The following is a 24,476-nucleotide window of genomic DNA, read 5'->3' as shown; positions in this document are numbered from 1 at the left end:
ATCCATTTGCATATACTTGTCTATACAAGTATATGTTAATCAATAACAGCTTTTGTTAAACACTAGTTAACTTGCACCCCCTGATATCTGAACTGATAACGCGAAAGGAAAATAAAAGTGACTCTCCCAAACCGACTGCGTGAAATCGATATCCGCGCTCCGCGTGGTACTCAACTGAATGCCAAGAGCTGGCAAACCGAAGCCCCTCTGCGCATGCTGATGAACAATCTTGACCCCGATGTAGCTGAAAATCCCCATGAATTAGTAGTTTATGGCGGCATTGGTCGAGCGGCCCGCAACTGGGAGTGCTACGACAAAATTGTCGAATCACTCAAAAATTTGAACGATGACGAGACTCTGCTAGTCCAGTCTGGTAAGCCGGTCGGCGTATTTAAAACCCACAGCAATGCACCGCGTGTACTGATTGCCAACTCCAATCTGGTACCGCACTGGGCAACATGGGAACACTTTAACGAGCTCGACGCCAAAGGCTTAGCCATGTATGGCCAGATGACCGCCGGAAGTTGGATATACATCGGCAGCCAAGGCATCGTACAAGGTACCTATGAGACTTTCGTTGAAGCTGGACGTCAGCATTACAATGGCGATCTGACAGGACGCTGGGTGCTTACTGCGGGTTTAGGCGGTATGGGCGGGGCACAACCACTGGCTGCGACAATGGCGGGTCTCACTTCGCTGAATATTGAATGCCAGCAAAGCCGTATCGATTTCCGTCTCAAAACCGGCTATGTCGATGAGCAAGCCACGAATTTGGATGATGCATTGGCCCGCATCACGCGATACACCGAGGCAGGTAAAGCGATCTCTATCGCGCTGTGCGGTAACGCAGCCGAAATTCTGCCTGAACTAGTTCGCCGTGGCATACACCCAGATATGGTGACCGATCAAACCAGCGCACACGATCCGTTAAACGGCTATCTGCCAAAAGGTTGGACATGGGAAGAGTACCGCGAACGCGCACAAAGCGAGCCTGCATTAGTGGTTAACGCCGCTAAGGAATCTATGGCAGAGCACGTGGTTGCGATGCTGGCATTCCAGAAAATGGGCATTCCAACTTTCGACTACGGCAACAACATTCGCCAGATGGCAAAAGAGATGGGCGTCGCCAATGCCTTTGATTTCCCGGGTTTTGTTCCAGCCTATATTCGCCCTCTATTCTGCCGCGGCGTAGGCCCGTTCCGTTGGGCTGCGCTATCAGGCAACCCAGAAGACATCTATAAAACCGATGCTATGGTGAAAGAACTCATTCCTGATGATGAGCACCTGCACCATTGGCTGGATATGGCACGCGAGCGGATTCATTTCCAAGGATTACCAGCACGTATCTGCTGGGTTGGCCTTGGCCAACGCGCCAAACTGGGTCTTGCATTCAACGAAATGGTTCGCAGCGGCGCACTGTCAGCCCCAATCGTGATTGGTCGTGACCACTTGGACTCCGGCTCAGTCGCCAGCCCAAATCGCGAAACCGAATCCATGCAGGACGGTTCTGATGCGGTTTCTGACTGGCCATTACTGAACGCCCTGCTGAACACCGCCAGCGGCGCGACTTGGGTGTCATTGCATCACGGCGGCGGCGTGGGTATGGGCTTCTCACAACATTCTGGCATGGTTATCGTATGCGATGGTACTGATGAAGCGGCGGAGCGTATTGCCCGAGTATTACATAACGATCCGGCAACCGGCGTGATGCGTCACGCAGATGCAGGCTATGAGATTGCGATTGAATGTGCACGCGAGCAGGGACTCAACCTGCCAATGATTACCTCCGTTCAGGGGAAAAAATAATGTACGAATTAATGCTTCAGCCAGGAAAAATAACCCTTAGCCAGCTACGTGAGATCTATCATCATCCCGTTCATATTCAGTTGCATAGCAGCGCTCGCGATCCCATTCGCCAAAGCGTCGCCTGCGTTGAACGCATCGTTGCTGAAGGACGTACTGCCTACGGCATCAACACTGGCTTTGGTCTGCTTGCGTCAACGCGCATAGAAGCCTGTGATTTAGAAAATCTGCAGCGCTCTATTGTACTTTCACACGCAGCAGGCGTCGGCAGTGCCAACGATGACGCGGTAGTACGTTTAATCATGGTGATGAAAATCAACAGCCTAGCGCGCGGCTTTTCAGGGATCCGTGAAGAAGTTCTGGATGCCTTGATTGCTTTAGTCAATGCAGAAGTCTATCCACATATTCCCGTGAAAGGCTCGGTGGGTGCATCCGGTGATTTGGCTCCTCTGGCACATATGAGTTTAGTTCTGCTGGGTGAAGGTCAGGCGCGTTACCAAGGTGAATGGCTGCCAGCCACACAAGCGCTGGAAAAAGCCGGATTGAAGCCCATTCAGTTGGCCGCTAAAGAGGGGCTAGCGCTACTCAACGGCACTCAGGTTTCTACCGCTTATGCGCTGCGTGGCCTGTTCGATGCAGAAGATATGTTTGCTTCTGCTCTGGTGTGCGGCGGATTAACGGTTGAAGCCGTGCTAGGTTCACGCAGCCCATTCGACGCGCGTATTCATGAAGTACGTGGCCAAATTGGACAAATAGACAGCGCAGCCGCCTACCGCCATCTACTCGGCGAGCGTAGCGAAGTTTCTGATTCCCACCACAACTGCGGCAAAGTGCAAGACCCGTACTCATTACGCTGTCAGCCGCAGGTCATGGGCGCTTGTTTGACCCAAATCCGTCACGCTGCCGCCGTACTTGAAATTGAGGCCAACGCGGTTTCCGATAATCCGTTGGTTTTTGCTGAACAAAATGACGTGGTTTCCGGCGGTAATTTCCATGCCGAGCCCGTTGCAATGGCGGCCGATAATCTGGCGCTGGCGCTAGCTGAAATCGGAGCGCTGTCTGAACGTCGCACATCGCTGATGATGGACAAACATATGTCACAGTTGCCACCGTTCTTGGTCAACAACGGCGGCGTAAACTCTGGCTTTATGATTGCACAGGTCACCGCAGCCGCTTTAGCAAGCGAGAATAAAGCGTTGGCGCACCCATCCAGCGTTGATAGCCTGCCAACATCGGCTAATCAGGAAGATCATGTCTCAATGGCTCCGGCTGCTGGCCGCCGCCTGTGGGAAATGGCTGAAAACGTACGTGGAATTTTAGCCATTGAATGGTTGTCAGCCTGCCAAGGGCTAGATTTTCGCAACGGCTTGAAAACCAGCCCGCGGCTGGAACAAGCACGCCAGCTGTTACGCGAAAGCGTGGCTTATTATGACAAGGATCGTTTCTTCGCCCCCGACATTGAAGCCGCCAGCCAGCTATTAGGTTCCGGCCAGCTTAAAGCGCTGATTCCTACCGCGCTGCTGCCTAGCCAAGCCTAAGCCCTATCTATATCACCCCAAGCGACGTCAAGATGCAGCCAATACGCCTACCTCTTGACGCGTGACGGGGTTAAACGTCTGCACAAATACACGCAGGGAATTTATCCCCTGCGTTGGTGGTCTGTACCTGCCAGCCACATAACAAAAATATGACGGGATAAAACATGCAAAATAATAATGAAACATCAGCCTTGCAACCTCACAACCCATCGCACCTCAAACGTGGTCTGAACGCTCGCCACATTCGTTTTCTTGCCCTTGGTTCAGCCATTGGAACCGGACTTTTTTACGGCTCCGCAGGCGCTATTCAGCTTGCGGGCCCCGCGGTGCTACTGGCCTATCTGGTGGGGGGGGTAGCCGTATTTATGGTCATGCGTGCGCTAGGTGAAATGGCGGTGCACCAACCCGTATCAGGTTCCTTCGGGCACTACGCCAGCCGTTACCTGGGCCCCCTAGCCGGATTTATTACCGGCTGGACATACACTTTCGAAATGGTGATTGTCGGTATGGCTGACGTTACCGCCTTCGGTATTTACATGGGGCTCTGGTTCCCCGACGTTTCCCAATGGATATGGGTTTTAAGCGTGGTTTGCTTTATCGGCGCTTTAAACCTTTGCAGTGTAAAAGTGTTTGGGGAAATGGAATTTTGGCTGTCACTGATTAAAGTGGTGGCTATTGTGGCCATGATCGTTGGTGGTGCAGCTATCATGATGTTTGGTTTTGGTCAGCACGAACAGGCGACTGGATTTAGCAATCTATGGCAGCACGGCGGCTTTATGCCGAACGGTATCACCGGCGTTATCGCGTCGTTAGCGGTCGTGATGTTTGCCTTTGGTGGAATCGAGATTATCGGCGTAACCGCCAGTGAAGCCCGCGATCCAGCCAAAGTGATCCCGAAAGCCATTAACACCGTACCCGTGCGCATCCTGCTTTTTTACGTGCTTACCCTGATGGTATTAATGGCTATTTATCCGTGGAACAGCATCGGCCAGCACGGGAGTCCATTTGTCGAGATTTTCAAAAGTCTGGGAATTAGCTCAGCGGCACACGTCCTCAACGTCGTGGTCATTACCGCAGCCATCTCCGCGATTAATAGCGATATTTTCGGTGCAGGTCGTATGATGTACGGCATGGCGCAAGATGGACAGGCTCCCAAATGCTTTACCAAACTCACCGCGGGCGGTGTACCTTGGATGACAGTGTTGGTGATGGCGATTGCGCTACTGACGGGCGTGGTGCTGAACTATCTGATCCCTGAGAAAGTATTCCTGATCATCGCCTCAATCGCGACTTTTGCCACCGTTTGGGTCTGGCTGATGATCCTGCTGTCTCAGGTCGCTATGCGCCGCCAAATGAGTAAAGAAGAAGCCGCAACGCTGAAATTCCCCGTCCCATTTTGGCCGTTAGCTCCAGCGCTGACCATCGCGTTCATGGCATTTGTCATCGCGTTGCTAGGGTACTTTGAAGATAGCCGAGTCGCTCTCGCCGTCGGCGTGGTGTGGATGGCATTTCTGACACTGGCATGGTGGATGTGGGTGAGAAAGCCCAAAAATGCTGAGTTGAACAATTTTACCACTGAAACCGAGACGGAAATCTAAGGCTATTCACGCCTCCTCTTATACAGGAGGAGGCGAAATTCACGATCGCGCTACAGCACCTTACTCAAAAATGCCGCCGTGCGTGGGTTTTGTGGCGCAGTGAAGATTTGTTCCGGCGTGCCCTGCTCCTGAATAATGCCTTGATCAATGAACACTACGCGATCGGCCACTTCACGGGCAAACCCCATTTCATGCGTCACAATCACCATTGTCATCCCTTCCTGCGCCAGTTTTTTCATCACTTCCAGCACTTCGCCAACCAATTCAGGATCGAGCGCAGACGTGGGTTCATCAAAGAGAATAATAGAAGGATCCATCGCCATTGAACGGGCGATAGCCACTCGCTGCTGCTGTCCACCGGACAAACTCGCAGGCCACGCATCAATTTTGTCGAGCAAACCCACTTTATCCAGCAAAATTTCTGCACGTTTTAGCGCATCGGCGCGAGACATCCCTTTTACCGACATCGGCGCCATAATCAGGTTATCCAACACTGTCATGTGTGGAAATAGGTTAAAACGCTGAAACACCATGCCTACGCTTTCGCGCATTTTATTCAAATTGGTTTTAGGGTTGTGAACGTCAAAGCCGTTCACCGACACTTCCCCGCCGTCAGGCTTCTCTAGCGCATTCAAACAACGTAAAAAGGTACTTTTTCCCGAGCCTGACGGACCAATGATACACACGACTTCTTGCGGCTTAATCTCACAGGAAATCCCACGTAGCACGTGTGTTTCGCCAAACTGTTTCTGCAAGTTATCAACGTGAATCACTTTTGCTCAACCTCTTTTCCATATGTTGCACCAGCAGCGACAGGATGAACGTTAGCATCCAGTAAATCACTGAAATTGTTAGATAGGGTTCCCAATAAGTGGCGTAGGCACCAGAGACCGTGCGCGCAGCGTAGGCCAAATCAGCTAATCCTATCGCCGATGCCAGTGAGGAATCTTTGACGATCGCAATCGCGTTGTTGCCTAGCGGTGGCAGAATGCGTCGGAACGCCTGCGGCAAAATCACTTTGCGCATGGTTTTGCCCCAGCTCATTCCTAGTGCACGAGATGCCTCCATCTGTCCGTGATCGATTGACTGTATCCCTGCACGGAATATTTCTGATACATACGCGCCTGCATTGAGTGTGATCGCCACAATACAAGAGAGAAACGCGCCGTAATCTGAACGTAGCATACGGGCGAAATCAGCCGACATCAGCCCGCTGGTAACCAATACGCCGTCACGAGGGTTTATCAACAGCGGAACCAGTGCAAAATGCACCACCATAATTTGCACAAACAACGGGGTGCCACGGAAAGCACTTACGTAGACGCGTACTGGCCACTGCACAAAATAACGCAGCACGATGCGCCACGGGCCGTTTTCTGCCTTTGCCATCCGCCCTAAACCTAACGTGAGCCCCCACAGCGTCCCTAAAATCACGCATATAATCGTGCATTTGATGGTCATCCACGCGCCTTCAGCAAACAGCGGGGCATATTCCTGAATGATTTCCCAACGGAATCCGGTCATACAGCTTTCCTGTTCATTGCAGCTTTTTTATTTATTACAACAGTCACAACAATCCTGTTTATCGTGGAAGGCTGTTGCGCCCGTTGATGAGCGCAACACAAGCGGTTTATTTGGTAGGAAGAACGGGAACGTTAGCATCAAACCACTGGGTATAGATTTTGGCGTAAGTACCATCGGCAACGATTTTTTGCAGGCCAGCGTTAATTTTGCCTAACAGCTCCTGATTCCCTTTTGCTACAGCAATACCAAAATACTGGCGTTCAAATTTGCTATCGGGCACCAATTTAAACTCTTTCTCTGGATGGTTCTTAATGTAGTATTTCACCACGCCTACATCCCCCACGGCAGCACCCAAACCGTCTTCATACAGTTCCTGCAACATCAGCGGCGTATTATCAAACCGTTTGATATCTGTACTATTTTTTCCCAATACATCGGATACCACGATATCGCCGGTGCTAGAATTCACCACCCCAACTTTCTGCCCTTTTAGCGCATTCACTGAATCCACCTTAGAGCCGCTAGGCACCACAATAGACTGCTCAGCAGGGAAATATGGCGTAGAAAAATCAACCATTTTCTGACGTTTGTCTGTAATAGTGATACCGGAAATAATGATGTCGCGGTCACCTGAGCTCAAAGTGGCAAAAATGCCTTCCCATGGCGTGTTAACCAGTTTGATATCAAAATTTTCAGCTTTAGCGATCGCTTTGATGATATCGATATCAAAACCTTCCAGCTGCTTTTGGCTATTTTCAAACTCGAACGGACGGTAGGTGCCACCGGAACCCACAACATAAGTCTGTTGTGCCGCCATTGTCATGCCGCTCACCATTGCCGCTGCAAAGCATCCGGCCAATATCATCTTCTTCAACATGTCTGTCCCCTGATGTTAGTTTTTTATTTATGCAGTTTTAATGCATAAAAATACACAACAAAGCATACCAACTCAATACCATTAGGCATAAAACCAAACCATTAGAATAAAAATTCAGTCATTGGTCACATTTAAGCATTGGCTGTTGCAGAGAGTTTGTATAACAGAAGGAGATTTCACGCGGGAGTAAGTTAACCACGTTTTATTCGGATTAGAGGAATTTCAGGCTCCTCTTTCAAGGCTGGGATCCAGACATAACTTTACGCTTTATCGAACATCTTGAGAGATCGATTGCAAAATAAACAGATTTTTTGTGGCATAGTCATACTAGGTTTTGACAAAAAGGAGTGCATATGTTCCCAGAGTATCGAGATCTCATCTCAAGACTGAAAACAGAAGACGTCCGTTTTGCCACGCTCTTTCATGAGCATAACCAATTGGATCATACCATTCGAAGGGCCGAGAACCAGCCAAGAGCGCCGTTCAATGAGCAAATTGCAAGCATGAAGAGGGAAAAGCTCAGATTAAAAGATGAGCTCTATCAAATCCTGAAATCGTATGAAGACGAAGCGACAACCTGATAGCAACCCAAGCGGCTTTATTGGCGCAAACACTTTGTTTTACGCAGACACTTTATTTACGCAGAATAGAAAAAACCCGCCAATTGGCGGGTTTTTTCATGAAGCTTAGTGCTCAGTAACGAATTACTGGCCTTTAACTTCTTTCAGACCGTTGAACGGAGCTGGAGTACCGGCAGCAGCCAGAGCTTCTTCGATACGAATCAGCTGGTTGTACTTAGCAACACGGTCAGAACGGCTCATAGAACCTGTTTTGATCTGGCCTGCAGCGGTACCAACAGCCAGGTCAGCAATGGTAGCATCTTCAGTTTCACCTGAACGGTGAGAGATAACGGCAGTGTAACCCGCATCTTTAGCCATTTTGATTGCAGCCAGAGTTTCGGTCAAAGAACCAATCTGGTTGAATTTAATCAGGATAGAGTTAGCAACACCTTTTTCGATACCTTCTTTCAGGATCTTGGTGTTGGTTACAAACAGGTCATCACCGACCAACTGGATTTTGTTACCCAGAACGTCGGTCTGGTATTTGAAGCCAGTCCAATCAGATTCGTCCAGACCGTCTTCGATAGAAACGATTGGGTACTGTTTGGTCAGTTCTTCCAGGAAGTGGGTGAACTCTTCAGAAGTGAAAGCTTTGTTGCCTTCGCCAGCCAGAACGTATTTACCGTCTTTGTAGAATTCAGAAGCAGCACAGTCCATAGCCAGAGTAACGTCTTTACCCAGCTCGTAACCTGCAGCTTTAACCGCTTCAGCGATAACAGCCAGAGCTTCTGCGTTAGAGCCCAGGTTTGGCGCATAGCCACCTTCGTCACCAACAGCAGTGTTCATGCCTTTAGACTTCAGCACTTTAGCCAGGTTGTGGAACACTTCAGAACCGATGCGAACCGCTTCTTTCAGAGTTTTAGCGCCAACAGGCTGGATCATGAATTCCTGAATGTCGACGTTGTTGTCGGCATGTTCGCCACCGTTGATGATGTTCATCATAGGCAGAGGCATAGAATATTTGCCTGGAGTGCCGTTCAGTTCAGCGATGTGCGCATACAGCGGCAGGCCTTTAGAGGCAGCAGCAGCTTTAGCAGCAGCCAGAGAAACAGCCAGAATGGCGTTAGCACCAAACTTGGATTTGTTTTCTGTACCATCAAGATCGATCATGATCTTATCGATGTTAGCCTGGTCTTTCGCATCTTTACCCATAACCGCCTGAGCGATTGGGCCGTTTACAGCGGCAACGGCTTTCAGTACGCCTTTACCCATGAAACGGGATTTGTCACCGTCACGCAGTTCCAGCGCTTCACGGGAACCTGTTGAAGCACCTGATGGTGCAGCAGCCATACCTACAAAGCCGCCTTCCAGATGAACTTCAGCTTCTACAGTTGGGTTTCCGCGTGAGTCGATGATTTCGCGACCAATGACTTTAACGATTTTGGACATTAGGTTTTCCTCGATACAAGTTAAACTAAAAACTCCAGACGACAGGCGCGGAACCCATGTTCCGCGCCCACCAGTATATTCACTTATTTTGCCTGACGCTTCTGGTACTCACCGGCCGCTTTAACAAAACCTGCGAACAACGGATGTCCATCACGCGGCGTAGAAGTAAACTCTGGGTGGAACTGAGAGGCCACAAACCACGGATGGTTTGGCAACTCGATAATCTCCACCAGCTTGTTATCAGCAGAGCGACCGGTCACACGTAGACCCGCATCTTCAATCTGTTTCAACAGCATATTGTTTACTTCATAGCGATGGCGATGACGTTCTACAATTGTCGGTGAACCATACATCTGACGAACTAAACTGCCTTCGACCAGATTACATTGTTGTCCACCCAGACGCATCGTGCCACCCAAGTCACTTTCTTCTGTACGTACTTCAACGTTGCCTTCTTCGTCACGCCATTCTGAAATCAGCGCAACAACCGGATATTTGCAGTCTGGTACAAACTCGGTAGAGTTCGCATCAGGCATGCCTGCCACGTTACGGGCAAACTCCATCAGGGCAACCTGCATACCCAGACAAATGCCCAGATATGGAATGTTATTTTCACGTGCATAGCGTGCAGTGGCGATTTTACCCTCGATACCACGGTAGCCGAAGCCGCCCGGTACCAGAATCGCATCCAGACCTTTCAGCAGTTCAACGCCTTTGGTCTCAACATCTTGCGAGTCGATCAGCTTGATATTCACGGTCACGCGATTTTTCAGTCCACCGTGCTTCAACGCTTCGATGACTGACTTATAAGCATCCGGCAATTCGATGTATTTACCGACCATACCAATGGTTACTTCACCACCAGGATTGGCTTCTTCGTAAATCACCTGTTCCCATTCTGCCAGATTTGCTTCCGGACAGTTTAAGCTGAATCGTTTACAAATGTAATCATCAAGTCCCTGAGATTTCAAGAGGCCTGGAATTTTATAAATAGAATCAACGTCTTTTAGAGAAATAACGGCTTTCTCAGGAACGTTACAGAATAGCGCAATTTTTGCGCGTTCATTCGCAGGAACAGCACGATCTGAACGGCAAATCAGTACGTCTGGCTGAATACCGATAGACAGAAGCTCTTTAACAGAGTGCTGTGTAGGCTTGGTTTTCACTTCGCCAGCCGCAGCCATATAAGGCACCAGAGTCAGGTGCATATACATGGTGTGCTCGCGACCTACTTCTACCGCCATCTGGCGAATAGCTTCGAGGAATGGCAAGGATTCGATATCACCGACGGTACCGCCGATTTCAACCAAAACCACATCGTGACCTTCGCCACCTTCAAGGATGCGTTCTTTGATTGCATTAGTGATATGAGGAATAACCTGAACGGTCGCGCCCAGATAGTCACCACGACGCTCTTTACGCAGCACATCAGAGTAGATGCGACCAGTAGTAAAGTTATTGCGGCGGGACATTTTGGTACGGATGAAACGTTCGTAATGACCTAAGTCCAGATCGGTTTCTGCGCCGTCTTCGGTTACGAAAACTTCCCCGTGCTGGATAGGGCTCATGGTGCCCGGATCGACGTTGATATACGGATCCAGTTTCATCATGCTTACGTTGAGGCCACGGGCTTCAAGAATAGCCGCCAGGGAGGCTGCGGCAATGCCTTTACCCAGAGAGGATACAACCCCGCCGGTCACAAAAATATAATTAGTTGTCATGCTGAACCTGAGAGTTAGGTTTAAAGACGATGGAAGAACCAAGACGGGACAGTAGTATACCCGAACCTTTCATTTGCCACAAACGATCTCCGCACCTAAGTCATATTTGTTTGGGGTAAAAGGTATGACTAAATTGATTTATTCGTTTAATTACAATCGGATAAAATTTTCATTGGCAAAAAAAACCAATAAACGGGCGATATCAGGCGAAATTTGTTAAAACGCATAACAACTCACACTGAACAAATCTACCGCTATACGGCTGATTCGTTCAGCTCAGAAACAAATTTTTAGCTATTTAGCTTCAGCCTTTTTCACCTGCTGCCAATGTGCTTCCATTTCATCCAGCGTCGCTTCCTCCATGGTTTTACCTGAAGCTCGAACCGCATCCTCAACGGCGCGGAAGCGGCGTTCAAACTTACGGTTTGCGGCCTGCAAAGCATTTTCAGCCTTATGACCTAAGTGACGAGAAAGATTCACCGTAGCAAACAACAGATCGCCAATTTCCTCACCCAATTTTTCTTCGTCCACAACCGCCTGCTGTGCCTCATCCATCACCTCGTCGATTTCTTCATACACTTTGTCCAGCACAGGCCCTAAGGTATCCCAATCGAATCCTACGGCAGCGCAGCGTTTTTGGATTTTGTAGGCCTTCATCAGCGCAGGTAACGCGTTAGGAATATCATCCATGGAAGAGCTGAGATCTTTTTCTGCCCGCTCTTCTGCCTTACGCTGTTCCCAACGCGCCAAAGAGGCTTCCGCGCTCTCATGATGCTCAGTGGCAAACACATGTGGATGACGGCGCTCCAGCTTGTCGCTGATTGCGTTGCAGACGTCGTCAAAATTAAATAGCCCTTGCTCCTGCCCCATTTGAGCATAAAACACCACTTGGAATAACAGGTCGCCTAGCTCTTCACGTAAGTCTTTGAAATCTTCACGCTGAATCGCATCAAGCACTTCGTAAGTTTCTTCCAGTGTATAAGGCGCAATAGTGGCAAAAGTTTGCTTCTGATCCCACGGGCAGCCACGCTCAGGGTCGCGCAGGGTTTGCATGATAGTTAGCAGGCGTTGCATCGGGGAAGAAGTCATAGTGCAGCTCTCAGGTCGAATAAATAACCGCCACACAATGCGGCGGTTTCTGTGCTGACTATCTTACGGACTTAAGCTGAAGGGATAAAGTCACCGTTTTGGCGCGCTACCAGAGTTAAAATGCTATAGAGCGCCACCGGTTGCTGATGCTGATTCAGTACCTGCACATCCCACACCACCACGCCGTGCGGTTTGTCTTCAGCCGTTTTTTGTACTTTTTTGATTTTTTTCTTACAGGTTAATCGCACCTGAATGGTATCGCCGATTTTAACAGGTTCGATAAAGCGCAGGTTTTCCATGCCGTAGTTAGCAATCACCGGCCCCACTCCCGGATCGACAAATAACCCAGCGGCAGCCGAAACCACAAAATATCCGTGCGCTACGCGCTCACCAAATAGCGATTCTGCGGCACCGATTTTATCCATATGTGCGTAAAAATGGTCACCGCTCAGGCAGCCAAAGTTAACGATATCCGCTTCAGTAATCGTACGACGCGCAGTCAGCAGACTTTCACCAATCGACAACTGTTCAAAATATTTACGGAACGGATGTACCTGTTCTTCTATCACGCTAGCACCGCGAACCCATTCGCGGCCAATCGACGCCAACATGCTTGGGCTGCCTTGGATCGCAGTACGCTGCATATAATGTTTTACCGCTCGCAAACCACCGAGCTCTTCGCCACCGCCCGCACGTCCTGGGCCACCGTGTACCAGCATCGGTAATGGCGAACCGTGTCCTGTTGACTCCACCGCCGAGTTTCGATCCAAAATCAGCATACGACCGTGAGCGCAGGCCGTAGCGCGGATCACTTCCGCAGCGATTCGTTCATCAGCCGTCACCAGAGATCCGGCCAAACTCCCCTGCCCGAGCAACGCTAGTTCAATCGCCTGTTGTCTATTCTGATAAGGCATCAACGTTGCTACCGGCCCAAATGCCTCAGTGTCATGCACCGTTAGGTGATGAAAAGGATCGGCACAGTAAAGCAGGGTTGGTGGATAAAAGGCGCCATTTTCCGCACCGGTTCCAGTCAGTTTTAGAGCTGAAAGCGAGCCACCGCACAGCGGCTCACAGCCGTTATGCAGGAGGTCATCAACCTTTTCCTGCACATCGTCACGCTGTTCAAGGTTAATCAGCGCCCCCATGCGCACCTCTGGGTTAGCCGGATCGCCCACGGTCACGCCACTCAGGCGCTTAAGCAATGCGTGTTGTACGGCTTCCATTTGTGCTGCTGGGACGATAACGCGGCGAATAGCGGTACACTTCTGCCCCGCTTTAGTGGTCATCTCTCGCACCACTTCTTTAATAAAAATGGCGAACTCTGGCATATCTGGCGTGACATCTTCGCCTAAAATGCAGCAGTTAAGCGAATCTGCCTCCATGGTGAAAGCGATTGATTTTTCGAGCAATCGAGGATGTGAACGCAACTTCTTTCCCGTCTGCGCAGAGCCGGTGAAAGTCACCGCATCATGATAATCAAGATGCTCGAAAATATCGCCAATACCTCCACAGATCAGCTGTATTGCGCCCTCTGGCACCAACCCACTGTCAATAATCAGTTTAACCATCGCCTGTGTCAGCTGCGCCGATGCCGTGGCTGGTTTAATAATCGCCGGCATTCCCGCTAACCACGTCGGAGCCAATTTTTCTAGCATTCCCCAACAAGGAAAATTAAATGCGTTGATATGCAGTGCCACGCCTGGACGTGAAGTGAGAACATGACGAGCCGCAAATTGAGACTGTTTAGACAGGGGAATGAGTTCGTCTTCAGGCCACAGAGTATCGTCTGGAAGTTCACGCCCAGCTAAACCTGCATAGGCAAACAGCGTAGCAATCCCACCTTCGATATCTACCCAACCATCAGCGCGCGTGGCCCCTGTTTCAGCCGATATTTGATACAGCGATTCTTTGTTGGCTAACAGGTGTTTTGCGATCGCCTTCATCATTTGAGCACGCTGCTGGAACGTCATCGCAGACAGCGCTTTGCCGCCGATCTGACGGGCATAGTTCAGGCTGTCTTTCAGAGGCAATCCATCCGAACACACCTGATACAACGTTGTGCCACTCACAGCATGCTGGATCGCGCGCTCTTTCCCCTGTCCGTAAACCCAGGCACCTGAAATATAACTGGTTAACTGCTGCATCCCACCCTCCAAGCTTCACTTTAAGGCATATTTGTTAACGTAGATGTATCACATCATTTTAGCTATTTGCCAGTCATTATTTTAACAAAACAGAAACAATCCATATTCAAAGCCATATGCCTTAATCATTCACACACCAAATAATAAAAATAAGACATTGTTATTTAATAACAAAAATAAACACCCTGTGAGCTGTACGACAAATAGCAAAAATAGATGTTTGATCTTTGTGTTATCGGGATGTAGCTTTTGAGTTATTAAAAGTGATTCGCAATTTAACTTAACATAAAAAATATTTGAATCATTAAGTGAGGACGTAATGACCCATAACGCCCAACATCAGGCTCTTTTCGATGAAAAAATTGCCGCTGATACGTCGATAGAAGCCAAAGATTGGATGCCTGATGCCTATCGACAAAACCTGATCCGCCAAATCGGACAGCATGCGCATTCCGAAGTTATCGGCATGCTGCCCGAAGCCAACTGGATCACTCGTGCCCCCAGTTTGCGCCGTAAAGCAGTACTGCTGGCAAAAGTACAGGATGAAGCAGGACACGGTTTATACCTGTACAGCGCGGCTGAAACTCTCGGCTGTTCACGTCAGGACATCTACCAAAAGATGCTCGATGGCAAAATGAAATACTCCTCTATCTTCAACTACCCAACGCCAAGCTGGGCCGACGTCGGTGTGATTGGCTGGCTGGTTGATGGCGCCGCTATCGTCAATCAGGTCGCACTGTGCCGAGCATCCTATGGCCCTTACGCCCGCGCCATGATCAAAGTGTGTAAAGAGGAGAGCTTCCACCAACGCCAAGGTTACGAAGCCGTGACCGTGCTGGCCAATGGTAGCGCAGAACAGCGCGCCATGTTGCAAGACTCCATCAACCGCTTTTGGTGGCCAGTGCTTATGATGTTCGGCCCCAACGACAGCGACTCCCCACACAGTGCGCAAAGCATGGCTTGGAAAATCAAACGCCACAGCAACGATGAGCTACGCCAAAAATTCGTGGATAACACCGTGCCTCAACTCGAAGCGCTTGGCATGACCGCGCCAGATAACGATCTGTGTTGGGACGAAGCCACCGGCCACTACCGCTTTGGTGAAATCGACTGGAGCGAGTTCTATCAGGTTCTCAAAGGTCAAGGTATCTGCAACTACGAGCGTCTTAGCGCTAAACGTCGAGCGTGGGAAGAAGGCAGTTGGGTACGCGAAGCCGCAATAGTTCATGCGGAAAAGTCCGCCATCAATACCACGGCGGCATAAACAAGGAACGCAACATGAATCAAGCACACTGGCCACTTTACGAAGTATTTGTCCGCAGCAAGCAGGGATTGGCGCATCGTCACGTTGGCAGTCTGCATGCCGCAGACGATCAGATGGCGTTGGAAAACGCACGTGACGCCTACACCCGACGCAACGAAGGCTGCTCAATCTGGGTGGTGAAATCAGAGCATTTAGTGGCATCGCAGCCGGAAGACCGTGCTGCATTTTTTGATCCGTCTGACGACAAGATCTATCGCCATCCGACCTTCTATACCATCCCTGACGGCATCAAAAATATGTAAGGCGCCAGCATGACTCATTCGAATCAAGATCTCATTCAATACGTACTGCGGCAGGCCGATACACCGCTGATTTTAGCTCAGCGTCTATGCGCCTGGTGCGGCCATGCGCCTGAGCTAGAGATTGACTTAGCCCTTTCTAACATTGGGCTAGATCTTCTCGGGCAGGCCCGCAATTTTTACAGCTACGCCGCGGAATTATCCGGTGAGGATATCGACGAAGATCGCTTGGCATTTGGCCGAGACGATCTGGAGTATCGAAATCTGCTACTGGCTGAACAGCCTAATGGCGGTTTTAACGACACGTTGGTACGCCAGTTTTTTCTCGACACCTACCATTTCCTCCTGCATCAGGGGCTGAGCCAAAGTCACGATCCTCGCTTGGCGGCTATTAGCGCTAAGTCGCTGAAAGAGGCGGAGTACCACCTGCGCTTTAGCCGCGGCTGGATGATTCGCTTAGGCGATGGTACCGAACTCAGCCAACAAAAAATGCAGCAGGCCATTAACGCGCTATGGCGTTTCACCGGCGAGCTGTTTTTCAGTGATGAACTTGAGCTGCAACTTGCCGAACAGGGCATCGCCGTTGATCCCGCGAGTTTGCACGCGCCGTGGCTACAGATCGTACAACAAACCCTGCAAGAAGCGACGCTACATCTCCCAGAAGAAGCGCCATACCGACGTGGCGGTAAGCAAGGGAAACACACCGAACATCTGGGATACATGCTGGCCGAGATGCAGTTTCTGCAACGCGCCTACCCCGATTGTCGCTGGTGATCCATTGGCGGTGAATAGGAGAACATCATGGAACTACGTCAGCCACTCGAAAACCTGCAATCGCCAGAGATCCATCAGATCTGGCAATGCCTACACGCGATCAGCGATCCCGAGCTACCAGTGCTCTCGATCACCGATCTCGGCATGGTGCGCGGCGTTACGCCTTTAAAAAAGGGCTGGCTGGTGACCTTTACCCCGACCTATTCCGGCTGCCCCGCGACCGAGTTTTTAATTAGCGCAATTCAAGAAACGCTGACCGAGGCGGGCTTTTCGCCAGTCAAGGTTGAAATCTGTCTGACGCCAGCATGGACCACCGACTGGATGAACGCCGAAGCCAAAAATCGGCTGCGGGAATATGGCGTTGCGCCGCCGCAAGGGCTGATCTGTGAAAAACCGTTATCTACCGAAACGGTTCAATGTCCTCGCTGCGGCAGTCACGACACTCAGAAGGTCAGCGAATTTGGTTCTACCGCCTGCAAAGCCTTATACCGCTGCAAGCAGTGTCTTGAACCGTTCGATTACTTCAAATGTATTTAAGAGGTCGATAAAAAAATGACCGTATTCCATCGTTTAAGCATCGCCGCCATAGAGCGAGAAACACCCGATGCCGTCGCCATCACATTGCTGGTGCCGGACGAACTAAAACAGCATTATCACTACAAACCAGGTCAACATTTAACCCTGAAAGCTGACTTGAATGGCGAAGAACTCCGTCGCTGCTACTCCATTTGTAGCTCTCCGCAGGAGGGTATCTTGCAAATCGGCGTCAAAGCCATTCATCAGGGGCGTTTCTCCACCTTCGTCAATCAACAACTTGCCGTGGGAGACACTCTCGAAGTGATGCTGCCGCAGGGACGCTTCGGCTATCAGCCCAGCGCCGAGCGTCGCGGGAATTACCTCGCCATTGCCGCAGGCTCCGGTATTACGCCGATGCTTTCGATCATCAAAACCACACTTTTGCTCGAAGCTGAAAGCGAATTCACCCTGATTTACGGCAACCGAACCAGCCGCTCGGTGATGTTCAAAGAGGCGTTATGCGATCTCAAAAATCGTTTTCCACAGCGCTTACACATTCTTTATCTGTTCAGCCAAGAAAGTCTGGATAGCCCGCTGCTGGGCGGCCGCATCGACAGCGAACATCTCAGCCGCATCGGTAAATCTCTACTCGACTTTAGCGTTTTTGACCATGCCTTTATTTGCGGGCCTGAAAGCATGATGGACGATGCACAAACGACGCTAGAGGCAGCGGGAATGGCGGCGGCTCACATTCACAGCGAACGCTTCAATACTGCGGGCGTCAATGTACGACCCGCCAACGTCAGTGAACGTGAACAAACTCTGGTAGCCATTCAATTGGATGGTCGTCGCTTGAATATCGCAATGAGCGCACAGGACGACAGCATTCTTGATGCAGCACTCCGCCAAGGCGCTGATTTGCCCTATGCATGCAAAGGGGGCGTATGCGCCACCTGTAAATGCAAGCTCAAAGCCGGCGAAGTGGAGATGGGCGTTAACTACAGTCTGGAACCCGATCAGCTCGCCGCCGGTTACATCCTCAGTTGCCAGTCGTGGCCAAAAGGCGACGGCGTGGTTCTCGATTTCGACGTCTGAGGAAAACCGATGAATAACGATTGGATCTTAAGCCACCAGCAGCAACGCGTGTTAACTCTGACGCTTAATCGACCAGAGGCACGCAATGCCCTTAGTACCGAATGCCTCGAGCTCTTAGTTCAGCACTTAGAAACGGCCGATCGCAATGAAAGTATCGGCGCGGTTGTCATCACCGGCTCTGAGCACTGTTTCGCTGCCGGTGCCGATTTACGCGAGCTCCAACAGCAGACGGTTGCCAGCGCAATCATCGACCAACGCCCTCTGGTTTGGCAGCGTTTCAACACCATCAACAAACCGATTATCGCCGCGGTCAATGGCTATGCGCTTGGCGCTGGCTGTGAGCTGGCGCTGGCCTGCGACATCGTAATCTGCGGAGAAAACGCACGCTTTGGCCTGCCGGAAATCACGCTGGGGCTTATCCCCGGCGCAGGTGGTACTCAGCGTTTATTGCGCAGCGTCGGGAAATCTCTCGCATCCCAAATGGTACTCACTGGTGAAGCGATTAACGCGCAACAGGCAATGGATTCAAAACTGGTTAGCGAAATTTGCGTTACCGAACTGACGTTAGAACGCGCCCAACAGATCGCCATACGCATTAGCCAACAGTCTCCGCTGGCACTGCGTGCCGCGAAATCAGCACTGAGAGCAGCCCAAGAAACTACGCTCACTCAGGGTCTTAATCTTGAACGTCAGCTGTTTGTTTCTCTGTCAGGCACTGAAGATCGCGCCGAAGGCATTGCGGCCTTTTTTGCAAAACGTTCACCAAAATTTAAAGGACGCTAGCCCTATGACCTCTTCAATAGAAATAGAAAACATGGTTTTGACTCACATTGAGGCGGGCGTTCTCACGATCACCTTGAATCGTCCCGATCGTTTAAACAGCTTCAACGATGAAATGCACGGTCAGCTCAGCGCCGCACTAAAAATGGCCGAACGAGATGAAAACGTGCGTTGCGTATTATTGACCGGTGCCGGTCGCGGCTTCTGCGCCGGGCAAGATCTTAACGATCGCAACGTCAGCGTGGAACAAGCTGCGCCCGATCTTGGCCTGTCTGTTGAACGTTTTTATAACCCGCTGATCCGCCGTATGACCGCCTTACCAAAGCCGATCGTTTGCGCCGTGAACGGCGTAGCCGCTGGGGCGGGAGCCGCCATTGCACTGGCCTGCGATATCGTCATTGCGAGCAACAACGCCAGTTTTATTCAGTCTTTTTGTCGTTTGGGCTTAGTTCCAGACTCAGGTGGCAGTTGGTTCCTCCCCCGTTTAGCGGGTCATGCTCGCGCCATGGGAATGGCGCTGTTAGGCGATAAAATCAGCGCCCAACAGGCGTTGGAGTGGGGAATGATCTGGCAGGTTGTCGAGTCTGAAGCGTTGGCCGCCCACACCCAAGAACTGGCTCAACGCCTTGCGACACAGCCGACCTATGGTTTGGGGTTGATTAAAAAAGCGATGTACAGCGCCGCCACTAATACCCTAGATCAACAGCTCAATTTAGAACGCGATCTACAACGCCTTGGGGGACGCAGCGAAGATTACCGCGAAGGTGTAAGCGCCTTTTTCCAAAAACGTCAGCCTGAATTTAAGGGGAAATAAGCATGTCATCTTTTCTCCTTCAAGGCCCCGTTGCCGTTATTGGCGCAGGAACCATGGGAGTCGGTATTGCTCAAGTAGCAGCCGCTGCTGGGCATAACGTGTTGCTGTTTGATGTCAATGTCGAAGCCTCAACGCGGGCACTTACCACATTGCAACAACGGCTACGCCAGCGCGTCGAGGCAGGCAAAGCCGATGCCAATGACACCGAACAATTGCTCGAACGCATTCAGGTGGTTACCGAACTCTCTGAATTAGCACCATGCGCCTTGGCAATCGAAGCTATCGCCGAGCGTTTGGACGTTAAGCAAAGCCTATTCCGCGATCTAGAAGCGATCTGTTCACAACAAACGTTATTTGCCAGTAATACCTCTTCGCTTTCGATTACCGCTATCGCCAGTGCGCTTAAACACCCACAGCGCATGGCAGGACTGCACTTCTTTAACCCTGCCCCAGTGATGAAGTTAGTTGAAATCGTGCGTGGGCTAGAAACAACGCAATCAACGCTCAATCTATTACAGCAACTCGCTGTGGCATGGAAAAAGCAGCCGGTGATATGTCGGTCTGCCCCAGGTTTTATTGTTAACCGTGTAGCTCGTCCTTTTTATGCAGAAACGCTCCGTGCGTTAGAGGAACAGGTTGCCTCTCCTGCCACGCTGGATGCTGCTTTGCGCGATGCCGGTGGATTTGCCATGGGCCCCTTACAGCTCACCGATTTGATTGGCCAGGATGTGAATTATGCCGTGACTGAATCGGTCTTTCGCGCCTTTGGCCATGACCCCCGTTTTCAACCCTCTTTAGTACAACAGGAATTAGTCAACGCGGGTCACTTAGGGCGTAAAAGCGGTCGCGGATTTTACCGCTACGATAGCAGCTCGATACAAGAGTCGCCGGCGTTCTCCTGCATCGAAAACGGCTCTTTACCACAGCGAATTACCGCCCATGGATGCTGGTCTTCTCTGCCTCATTTTGCGGCGCTGTTGCAACAAAATGGGATCGCCATTGAAGAACAGAAAGAGAGTGCTGAATCGGCTCCTTTTTTACGCCTCGATCAAGTTGCATTTATGTTATCAAAAGGTAAATTAAGTTCTGAAGTTGCCGAAGAAATGAGAACACCAGTGGTTCAGTTCGATCTCTCCGCGAACTATCAGCAAGCGTCAGTCATCACCATCAGTGCGGCCAACTGTAATACGGCTGCGCAGACTGCGTTAGTGATTCGCTTCTTACAGTCACTAGGCAAGAACGTAATTGTGCTGCCCGATTATCCGGCGCTGCTGACTTTACGTACCGTCGCCATGCTGTGTAACGAAGCGTTAGATGCCCTGAATAAAGGGATCGCCAGCGCTGCAGACCTCGATTTAGCTATGTGCCGTGGAGTGAATTATCCGCTCGGACCGCTGGCTTGGGGCCAACAACTCGGATGGCAGCACATCCTCGCCACGTTAGAAAACCTAAATGCCTTCTATGCCGAGCCCCGCTACCGTCCAACATCGTTATTACGCCAATTAGCGGCGGGCTACGTTTCGCTTTCTTTCTCGGCAACTCAGGATCTCATCCCATGAACGCTCTCTCTCCGGCTCAGTTGGCACAGCGTTGTGCCGAGCAGATGTTTACCCACGATACCTGCGCGCAGACGATGGGGATGACCATCGACCGTGTCGACAGCGGCTTTGCTCAAGTCAGCATGACGATTATGCCAAATATGCTTAATGGACATCAGACCTGTCACGGCGGGCAGTTATTCAGCCTTGCCGACACCGCTTTTGCCTATGCATGTAACAGCCAAGGTCTTGCCGCCGTTGCTTCAGGATGCAGTATTGATTTCATCCGACCGGGCTTTAGCGGCGATCGTCTAACCGCCTGTGCAGAAGTGCGCCATCAAGGTAACAAAACCGGCCTATACGACGTTGAAATCACAAATCAGGACGGCAAAACCATAGCGTGGTTCCGTGGTCGTGCACACCGTCTTGGGCATACCCTTTTAGAACTGCAAGGAGAACAGCCATGAGTCAGGCTTTTATCTGCGACGGCGTTCGCACCCCGATTGGCCGCTACGCCGGTGCGCTAGCGAATCTGCGCGCGGATGATTTGGCTGCAATCCCACTTCAGGCACTTATGGCCCGCTATCCGTCGCTAGATTGGACGTGCGTGGACGATGTGATCTTGGGCTGCGCTAATCAGGCGGGAGAAGATAACCGCAACGTAGCGCGTATGGCCGCATTATTAGCAGGTTTGCCAACGACAGTTTCCGGCACCACCATCAATAGACTATGCGGCTCTGGCCTTGATGCACTGGCGTTTGCGGCTCGCTGCATCAAAGCTGGCGATGCGCAGCTCATACTGGCTGGCGGTGCGGAATCGATGACTCGTGCACCGCTAGTGATGGGTAAGGCTGACAGTGCCTTCAGCCGCCAAGCACAGATTTTCGATACTACTATTGGATGGCGTTTTGTTAATCCTCTGATGCAAGGCGCATTCGGGATCGATTCAATGCCGGAAACGGCCGAAAATGTCGCCGCACAGTTCAATATCAGCCGTGACGATCAGGACGCTTTTGCACTACGCAGCCAGCAACGTACGGCCACCGCTCAGGCTGCGGGCGTATTCGCTCAAGAAATTGTTCCTGTGATCCTGAATGGGAAAAAAGGCACCAAGATTCGCTTCACTCAAGATGAACATCCACGTCCTGAAACCACGTTTGAACAACTGCAAAAACTAAAAACACCATTCCGAATGCCGGGCAGCGTGACTGCAGGCAATGCATCTGGAGTCAACGACGGCGCAGCGGCACTGATTGTGGCTTCCGAATCGATGGCGCATACGCAGGGGTTAACGCCGCGAGCACGTATCGTTGCAACCGCAACCTGTGGCGTAGAACCGCGCATTATGGGTATCGGCCCTCTTCCTGCCACACGCAAAGTCTTAGAGTTAGCGGGGTTGAGCCTTAACCAAATGGATGTGATTGAGCTAAATGAGGCTTTTGCCGCGCAGTCGCTAGCCGTCATGCGCCAACTTGGTCTGCCTGATGATGCCGAGCACGTAAACCCAAACGGTGGTGCCATTGCTCTGGGGCATCCTCTGGGCATGAGCGGCGCGCGTTTAGCGCTAGCAGCCACTTTTGAACTGGAACGGCGCGGCGGTCGTTACGCTCTTTGCACTATGTGCATCGGCGTAGGGCAAGGCATCGCCATGATTATAGAGCGTGTCTGATCTCTCCCTCTCTGTTCCCTACAACTCAGAGTCTGCGAGAGCTATTCAATACTAATAATATGACGATTAGGAATGGCCACATGACTAACCCTTTACCGCACATTGACCCGATTGAATTTGCTTCATGTGATGAGATTCAAGCGCTACAGCTTGAGCGTATGAAATGGACGCTGCATCACGCCTATAACAATGTGCCGATGTACAAACGTAAATTTGACGCCGCTGGCGTTCACCCTGACGATTTCCAACAGTTGAGCGATATTGCAAAATTTCCTTACACCACTAAACAGGATCTTCGTGACAACTATCCTTTCGACACCTTTGCGGTGCCGATGGAACAAGTGGTACGCGTACATGCCTCCTCAGGAACAACCGGACGCCCTACGGTGGTAGGTTATACCCAACAGGATATCGACAACTGGGCGGATATTGTGGCTCGCAGCCTACGTTCGGCAGGCGCAACGGCGAAGGATAAAATACACGTTGCCTATGGCTATGGTCTGTTTACCGGCGGTTTAGGGGCCCATTATGGTGCAGAACGTCTTGGCGCGACCGTGATCCCCATGTCCGGCGGGCAGACAGAAAAGCAGGCCCAGTTGATCCTCGATTTTAAACCTGACGTGATTATGGTAACGCCGTCTTACTGCCTGACATTAATAGATGAACTCGAGCGAAAAATGGGTGGCGATGCGCGTGGCTGTTCCCTACGCTTAGGCATATTTGGTGCTGAGCCTTGGACTGATTCTCTCCGCACTGAAATTGAAACCCGCATGGGTATTAAGGCTCTTGATATTTATGGCCTCTCTGAGGTGATGGGACCAGGCGTAGCGATGGAATGCGCCGAATATGCGGATGGCCCGACGATCTGGGAAGATCATTTCTACCCAGAGATCATCCATCCAGACAGCTGCCAAGTGTTACCTGATGGCGAAGCTGGCGAACTCGTCTTCACCACCCTGACCAAAGAAGCGATGCCGGTGATCCGCTACCGTACGCGAGATCTGACTCGCTTGCTGCCGGGAACCGCGCGTCACATGCGTCGGATGGATAAAATCACCGGTCGCTCCGACGACATGTTGATCATTCGCGGCGTCAACGTTTTCCCATCTCAGCTCGAAGAACAAATAATGAAATTCCGCGAGCTATCGCCACATTATCAGTTGGAAGTCACTCGCAAAGGTAATCTGGATAACCTTTCGGTGAAAGTTGAGCTGAAGGAACCGAACGTACTCAATCACGATCAACGGTGCGATATCTGCCATCAACTCCGCCATCATATCAAATCGATGGTCGGCGTAAGTACACAGGTGAGCATCGTTAACTGCGGTGATATTCCGCGTTCGGAAGGAAAAGCAGTGCGCGTTGTAGATTGCCGCCAGCGCTGAGTGATGATGCTCAGCTCCTCGAGTTTGAGGGGCTGAGAG

22 protein-coding genes are annotated in these 24,476 nt (G+C 50.9%); 15 read left to right on the top strand and 7 right to left on the bottom strand.

Annotated features, from left to right (window positions below):
• Positions 1-117 precede the first annotated feature (117 nt).
• From hutU to hutT, 3 genes are all read left to right on the top strand, one after another.
• Positions 118-1,806 carry a urocanate hydratase gene (gene hutU, locus K9N75_RS05615; RefSeq protein ID WP_061060318.1) on the top strand — a complete coding sequence of 563 codons (1,689 nt, stop codon included), beginning with the start codon at positions 118-120 and terminating at the stop codon, positions 1,804-1,806.
• The gene (gene hutH, locus K9N75_RS05610) at positions 1,806-3,341 is read left to right on the top strand and encodes a histidine ammonia-lyase (RefSeq protein ID WP_004847121.1); all 1,536 of its coding nucleotides are present in this window, start codon (positions 1,806-1,808) and stop codon (positions 3,339-3,341) included. The genes hutU and hutH overlap by 1 nt, the downstream gene beginning before the upstream one ends.
• A 164-nt stretch (positions 3,342-3,505) precedes the next feature.
• Positions 3,506-4,939, top strand: a complete 1,434-nt coding sequence (gene hutT, locus K9N75_RS05605) for an L-histidine transporter HutT (protein WP_224452305.1) — start codon at positions 3,506-3,508, stop codon at positions 4,937-4,939.
• Between the two features lie 50 nt (positions 4,940-4,989).
• Here hutT and K9N75_RS05600 read toward each other — a convergent pair whose 3' ends face one another.
• From K9N75_RS05600 to K9N75_RS05590, 3 genes are all read right to left on the bottom strand, one after another.
• A complete protein-coding gene (locus K9N75_RS05600; RefSeq protein WP_008812665.1) occupies positions 4,990-5,712 on the bottom strand; it encodes an amino acid ABC transporter ATP-binding protein in 723 nt (240 codons plus the stop codon).
• Complete coding sequence (locus tag K9N75_RS05595; RefSeq protein WP_008812664.1) at positions 5,699-6,463, bottom strand: amino acid ABC transporter permease; 765 nt, start codon at positions 6,461-6,463, stop codon at positions 5,699-5,701. The genes K9N75_RS05600 and K9N75_RS05595 overlap by 14 nt, the downstream gene beginning before the upstream one ends.
• Before the next feature lie 106 nt (positions 6,464-6,569).
• Positions 6,570-7,340 carry a basic amino acid ABC transporter substrate-binding protein gene (locus K9N75_RS05590; protein ID WP_061060320.1) on the bottom strand — a complete coding sequence of 257 codons (771 nt, stop codon included), beginning with the start codon at positions 7,338-7,340 and terminating at the stop codon, positions 6,570-6,572.
• Positions 7,341-7,693: 353 nt separating this feature from the next.
• Here K9N75_RS05590 and K9N75_RS05585 point away from each other — a divergent pair, with 353 nt between their 5' ends.
• Positions 7,694-7,921 (top strand): HP1242/YdcH family protein, encoded by a 228-nt coding sequence (locus tag K9N75_RS05585; protein WP_004847134.1) that lies wholly within the window; start codon positions 7,694-7,696, stop codon positions 7,919-7,921.
• 123 nt (positions 7,922-8,044) lie between these two features.
• Here the strand turns inward: K9N75_RS05585 and eno are convergent, their stop codons facing one another.
• The 4 genes from eno to paaZ all read right to left on the bottom strand — a co-directional run bounded on the left by eno (position 8,045) and on the right by paaZ (position 14,303).
• Positions 8,045-9,349 (bottom strand): phosphopyruvate hydratase, encoded by a 1,305-nt coding sequence (gene eno / locus K9N75_RS05580; RefSeq protein WP_008812661.1) that lies wholly within the window; start codon positions 9,347-9,349, stop codon positions 8,045-8,047.
• Between the two features lie 83 nt (positions 9,350-9,432).
• On the bottom strand, positions 9,433-11,070 hold the full coding sequence (gene pyrG, locus K9N75_RS05575) for a glutamine hydrolyzing CTP synthase (protein ID WP_004847142.1): 1,638 nt from the start codon (positions 11,068-11,070) through the stop codon (positions 9,433-9,435).
• Between the two features lie 294 nt (positions 11,071-11,364).
• Positions 11,365-12,159: a nucleoside triphosphate pyrophosphohydrolase gene (gene mazG, locus K9N75_RS05570; protein WP_020303890.1), complete on the bottom strand. Its 795-nt coding sequence runs from the start codon at positions 12,157-12,159 to the stop codon at positions 11,365-11,367.
• Between the two features lie 71 nt (positions 12,160-12,230).
• Positions 12,231-14,303, bottom strand: a complete 2,073-nt coding sequence (paaZ, locus tag K9N75_RS05565) for a phenylacetic acid degradation bifunctional protein PaaZ (protein ID WP_039187242.1) — start codon at positions 14,301-14,303, stop codon at positions 12,231-12,233.
• Between the two features lie 319 nt (positions 14,304-14,622).
• Between paaZ and paaA the strand changes: the two genes are divergently transcribed.
• From paaA to paaK, 11 genes are all read left to right on the top strand, one after another.
• Positions 14,623-15,567 (top strand): 1,2-phenylacetyl-CoA epoxidase subunit PaaA, encoded by a 945-nt coding sequence (gene paaA / locus K9N75_RS05560; protein ID WP_039187244.1) that lies wholly within the window; start codon positions 14,623-14,625, stop codon positions 15,565-15,567.
• 14 nt (positions 15,568-15,581) lie between these two features.
• Positions 15,582-15,869, top strand: a complete 288-nt coding sequence (gene paaB, locus K9N75_RS05555) for a 1,2-phenylacetyl-CoA epoxidase subunit PaaB (RefSeq protein WP_004847152.1) — start codon at positions 15,582-15,584, stop codon at positions 15,867-15,869.
• Between the two features lie 9 nt (positions 15,870-15,878).
• Positions 15,879-16,640 carry a 1,2-phenylacetyl-CoA epoxidase subunit PaaC gene (gene paaC / locus K9N75_RS05550; RefSeq protein WP_064574713.1) on the top strand — a complete coding sequence of 254 codons (762 nt, stop codon included), beginning with the start codon at positions 15,879-15,881 and terminating at the stop codon, positions 16,638-16,640.
• A 27-nt stretch (positions 16,641-16,667) separates the two neighbouring features.
• Positions 16,668-17,177: a 1,2-phenylacetyl-CoA epoxidase subunit PaaD gene (gene paaD / locus K9N75_RS05545; RefSeq protein WP_039187249.1), complete on the top strand. Its 510-nt coding sequence runs from the start codon at positions 16,668-16,670 to the stop codon at positions 17,175-17,177.
• Positions 17,178-17,192: 15 nt separating this feature from the next.
• Positions 17,193-18,251 carry a 1,2-phenylacetyl-CoA epoxidase subunit PaaE gene (paaE, locus tag K9N75_RS05540; RefSeq protein ID WP_061060323.1) on the top strand — a complete coding sequence of 353 codons (1,059 nt, stop codon included), beginning with the start codon at positions 17,193-17,195 and terminating at the stop codon, positions 18,249-18,251.
• Between the two features lie 9 nt (positions 18,252-18,260).
• Positions 18,261-19,034 (top strand): 2,3-dehydroadipyl-CoA hydratase PaaF, encoded by a 774-nt coding sequence (paaF, locus tag K9N75_RS05535; RefSeq protein WP_064574715.1) that lies wholly within the window; start codon positions 18,261-18,263, stop codon positions 19,032-19,034.
• A gap of 4 nt (positions 19,035-19,038) precedes the next feature.
• Entirely contained in the window at positions 19,039-19,845 is an 807-nt protein-coding gene (gene paaG, locus K9N75_RS05530) for a 2-(1,2-epoxy-1,2-dihydrophenyl)acetyl-CoA isomerase PaaG (protein WP_039187259.1), read from the top strand.
• A 2-nt stretch (positions 19,846-19,847) separates the two neighbouring features.
• Complete coding sequence (locus K9N75_RS05525; RefSeq protein ID WP_224452304.1) at positions 19,848-21,404, top strand: 3-hydroxyacyl-CoA dehydrogenase; 1,557 nt, start codon at positions 19,848-19,850, stop codon at positions 21,402-21,404.
• Positions 21,401-21,850 carry a hydroxyphenylacetyl-CoA thioesterase PaaI gene (gene paaI, locus K9N75_RS05520; protein WP_224452303.1) on the top strand — a complete coding sequence of 150 codons (450 nt, stop codon included), beginning with the start codon at positions 21,401-21,403 and terminating at the stop codon, positions 21,848-21,850. Before K9N75_RS05525 ends, paaI begins: the two co-directional genes overlap by 4 nt.
• Positions 21,847-23,052, top strand: coding sequence for a 3-oxoadipyl-CoA thiolase (pcaF, locus tag K9N75_RS05515; protein ID WP_199372163.1), 1,206 nt, complete (start codon positions 21,847-21,849; stop codon positions 23,050-23,052). Before paaI ends, pcaF begins: the two co-directional genes overlap by 4 nt.
• Positions 23,053-23,132: 80 nt before the next feature.
• Positions 23,133-24,437, top strand: coding sequence for a phenylacetate--CoA ligase PaaK (paaK, locus tag K9N75_RS05510; RefSeq protein ID WP_039187269.1), 1,305 nt, complete (start codon positions 23,133-23,135; stop codon positions 24,435-24,437).
• Positions 24,438-24,476 lie beyond the last annotated feature (39 nt).

Source organism: Hafnia paralvei (genome assembly GCF_020150375.1).
GTDB classification, from domain to species: domain Bacteria; phylum Pseudomonadota; class Gammaproteobacteria; order Enterobacterales; family Enterobacteriaceae; genus Hafnia; species Hafnia paralvei.
This window is presented reverse-complemented; position numbering and strand designations above follow the sequence as displayed.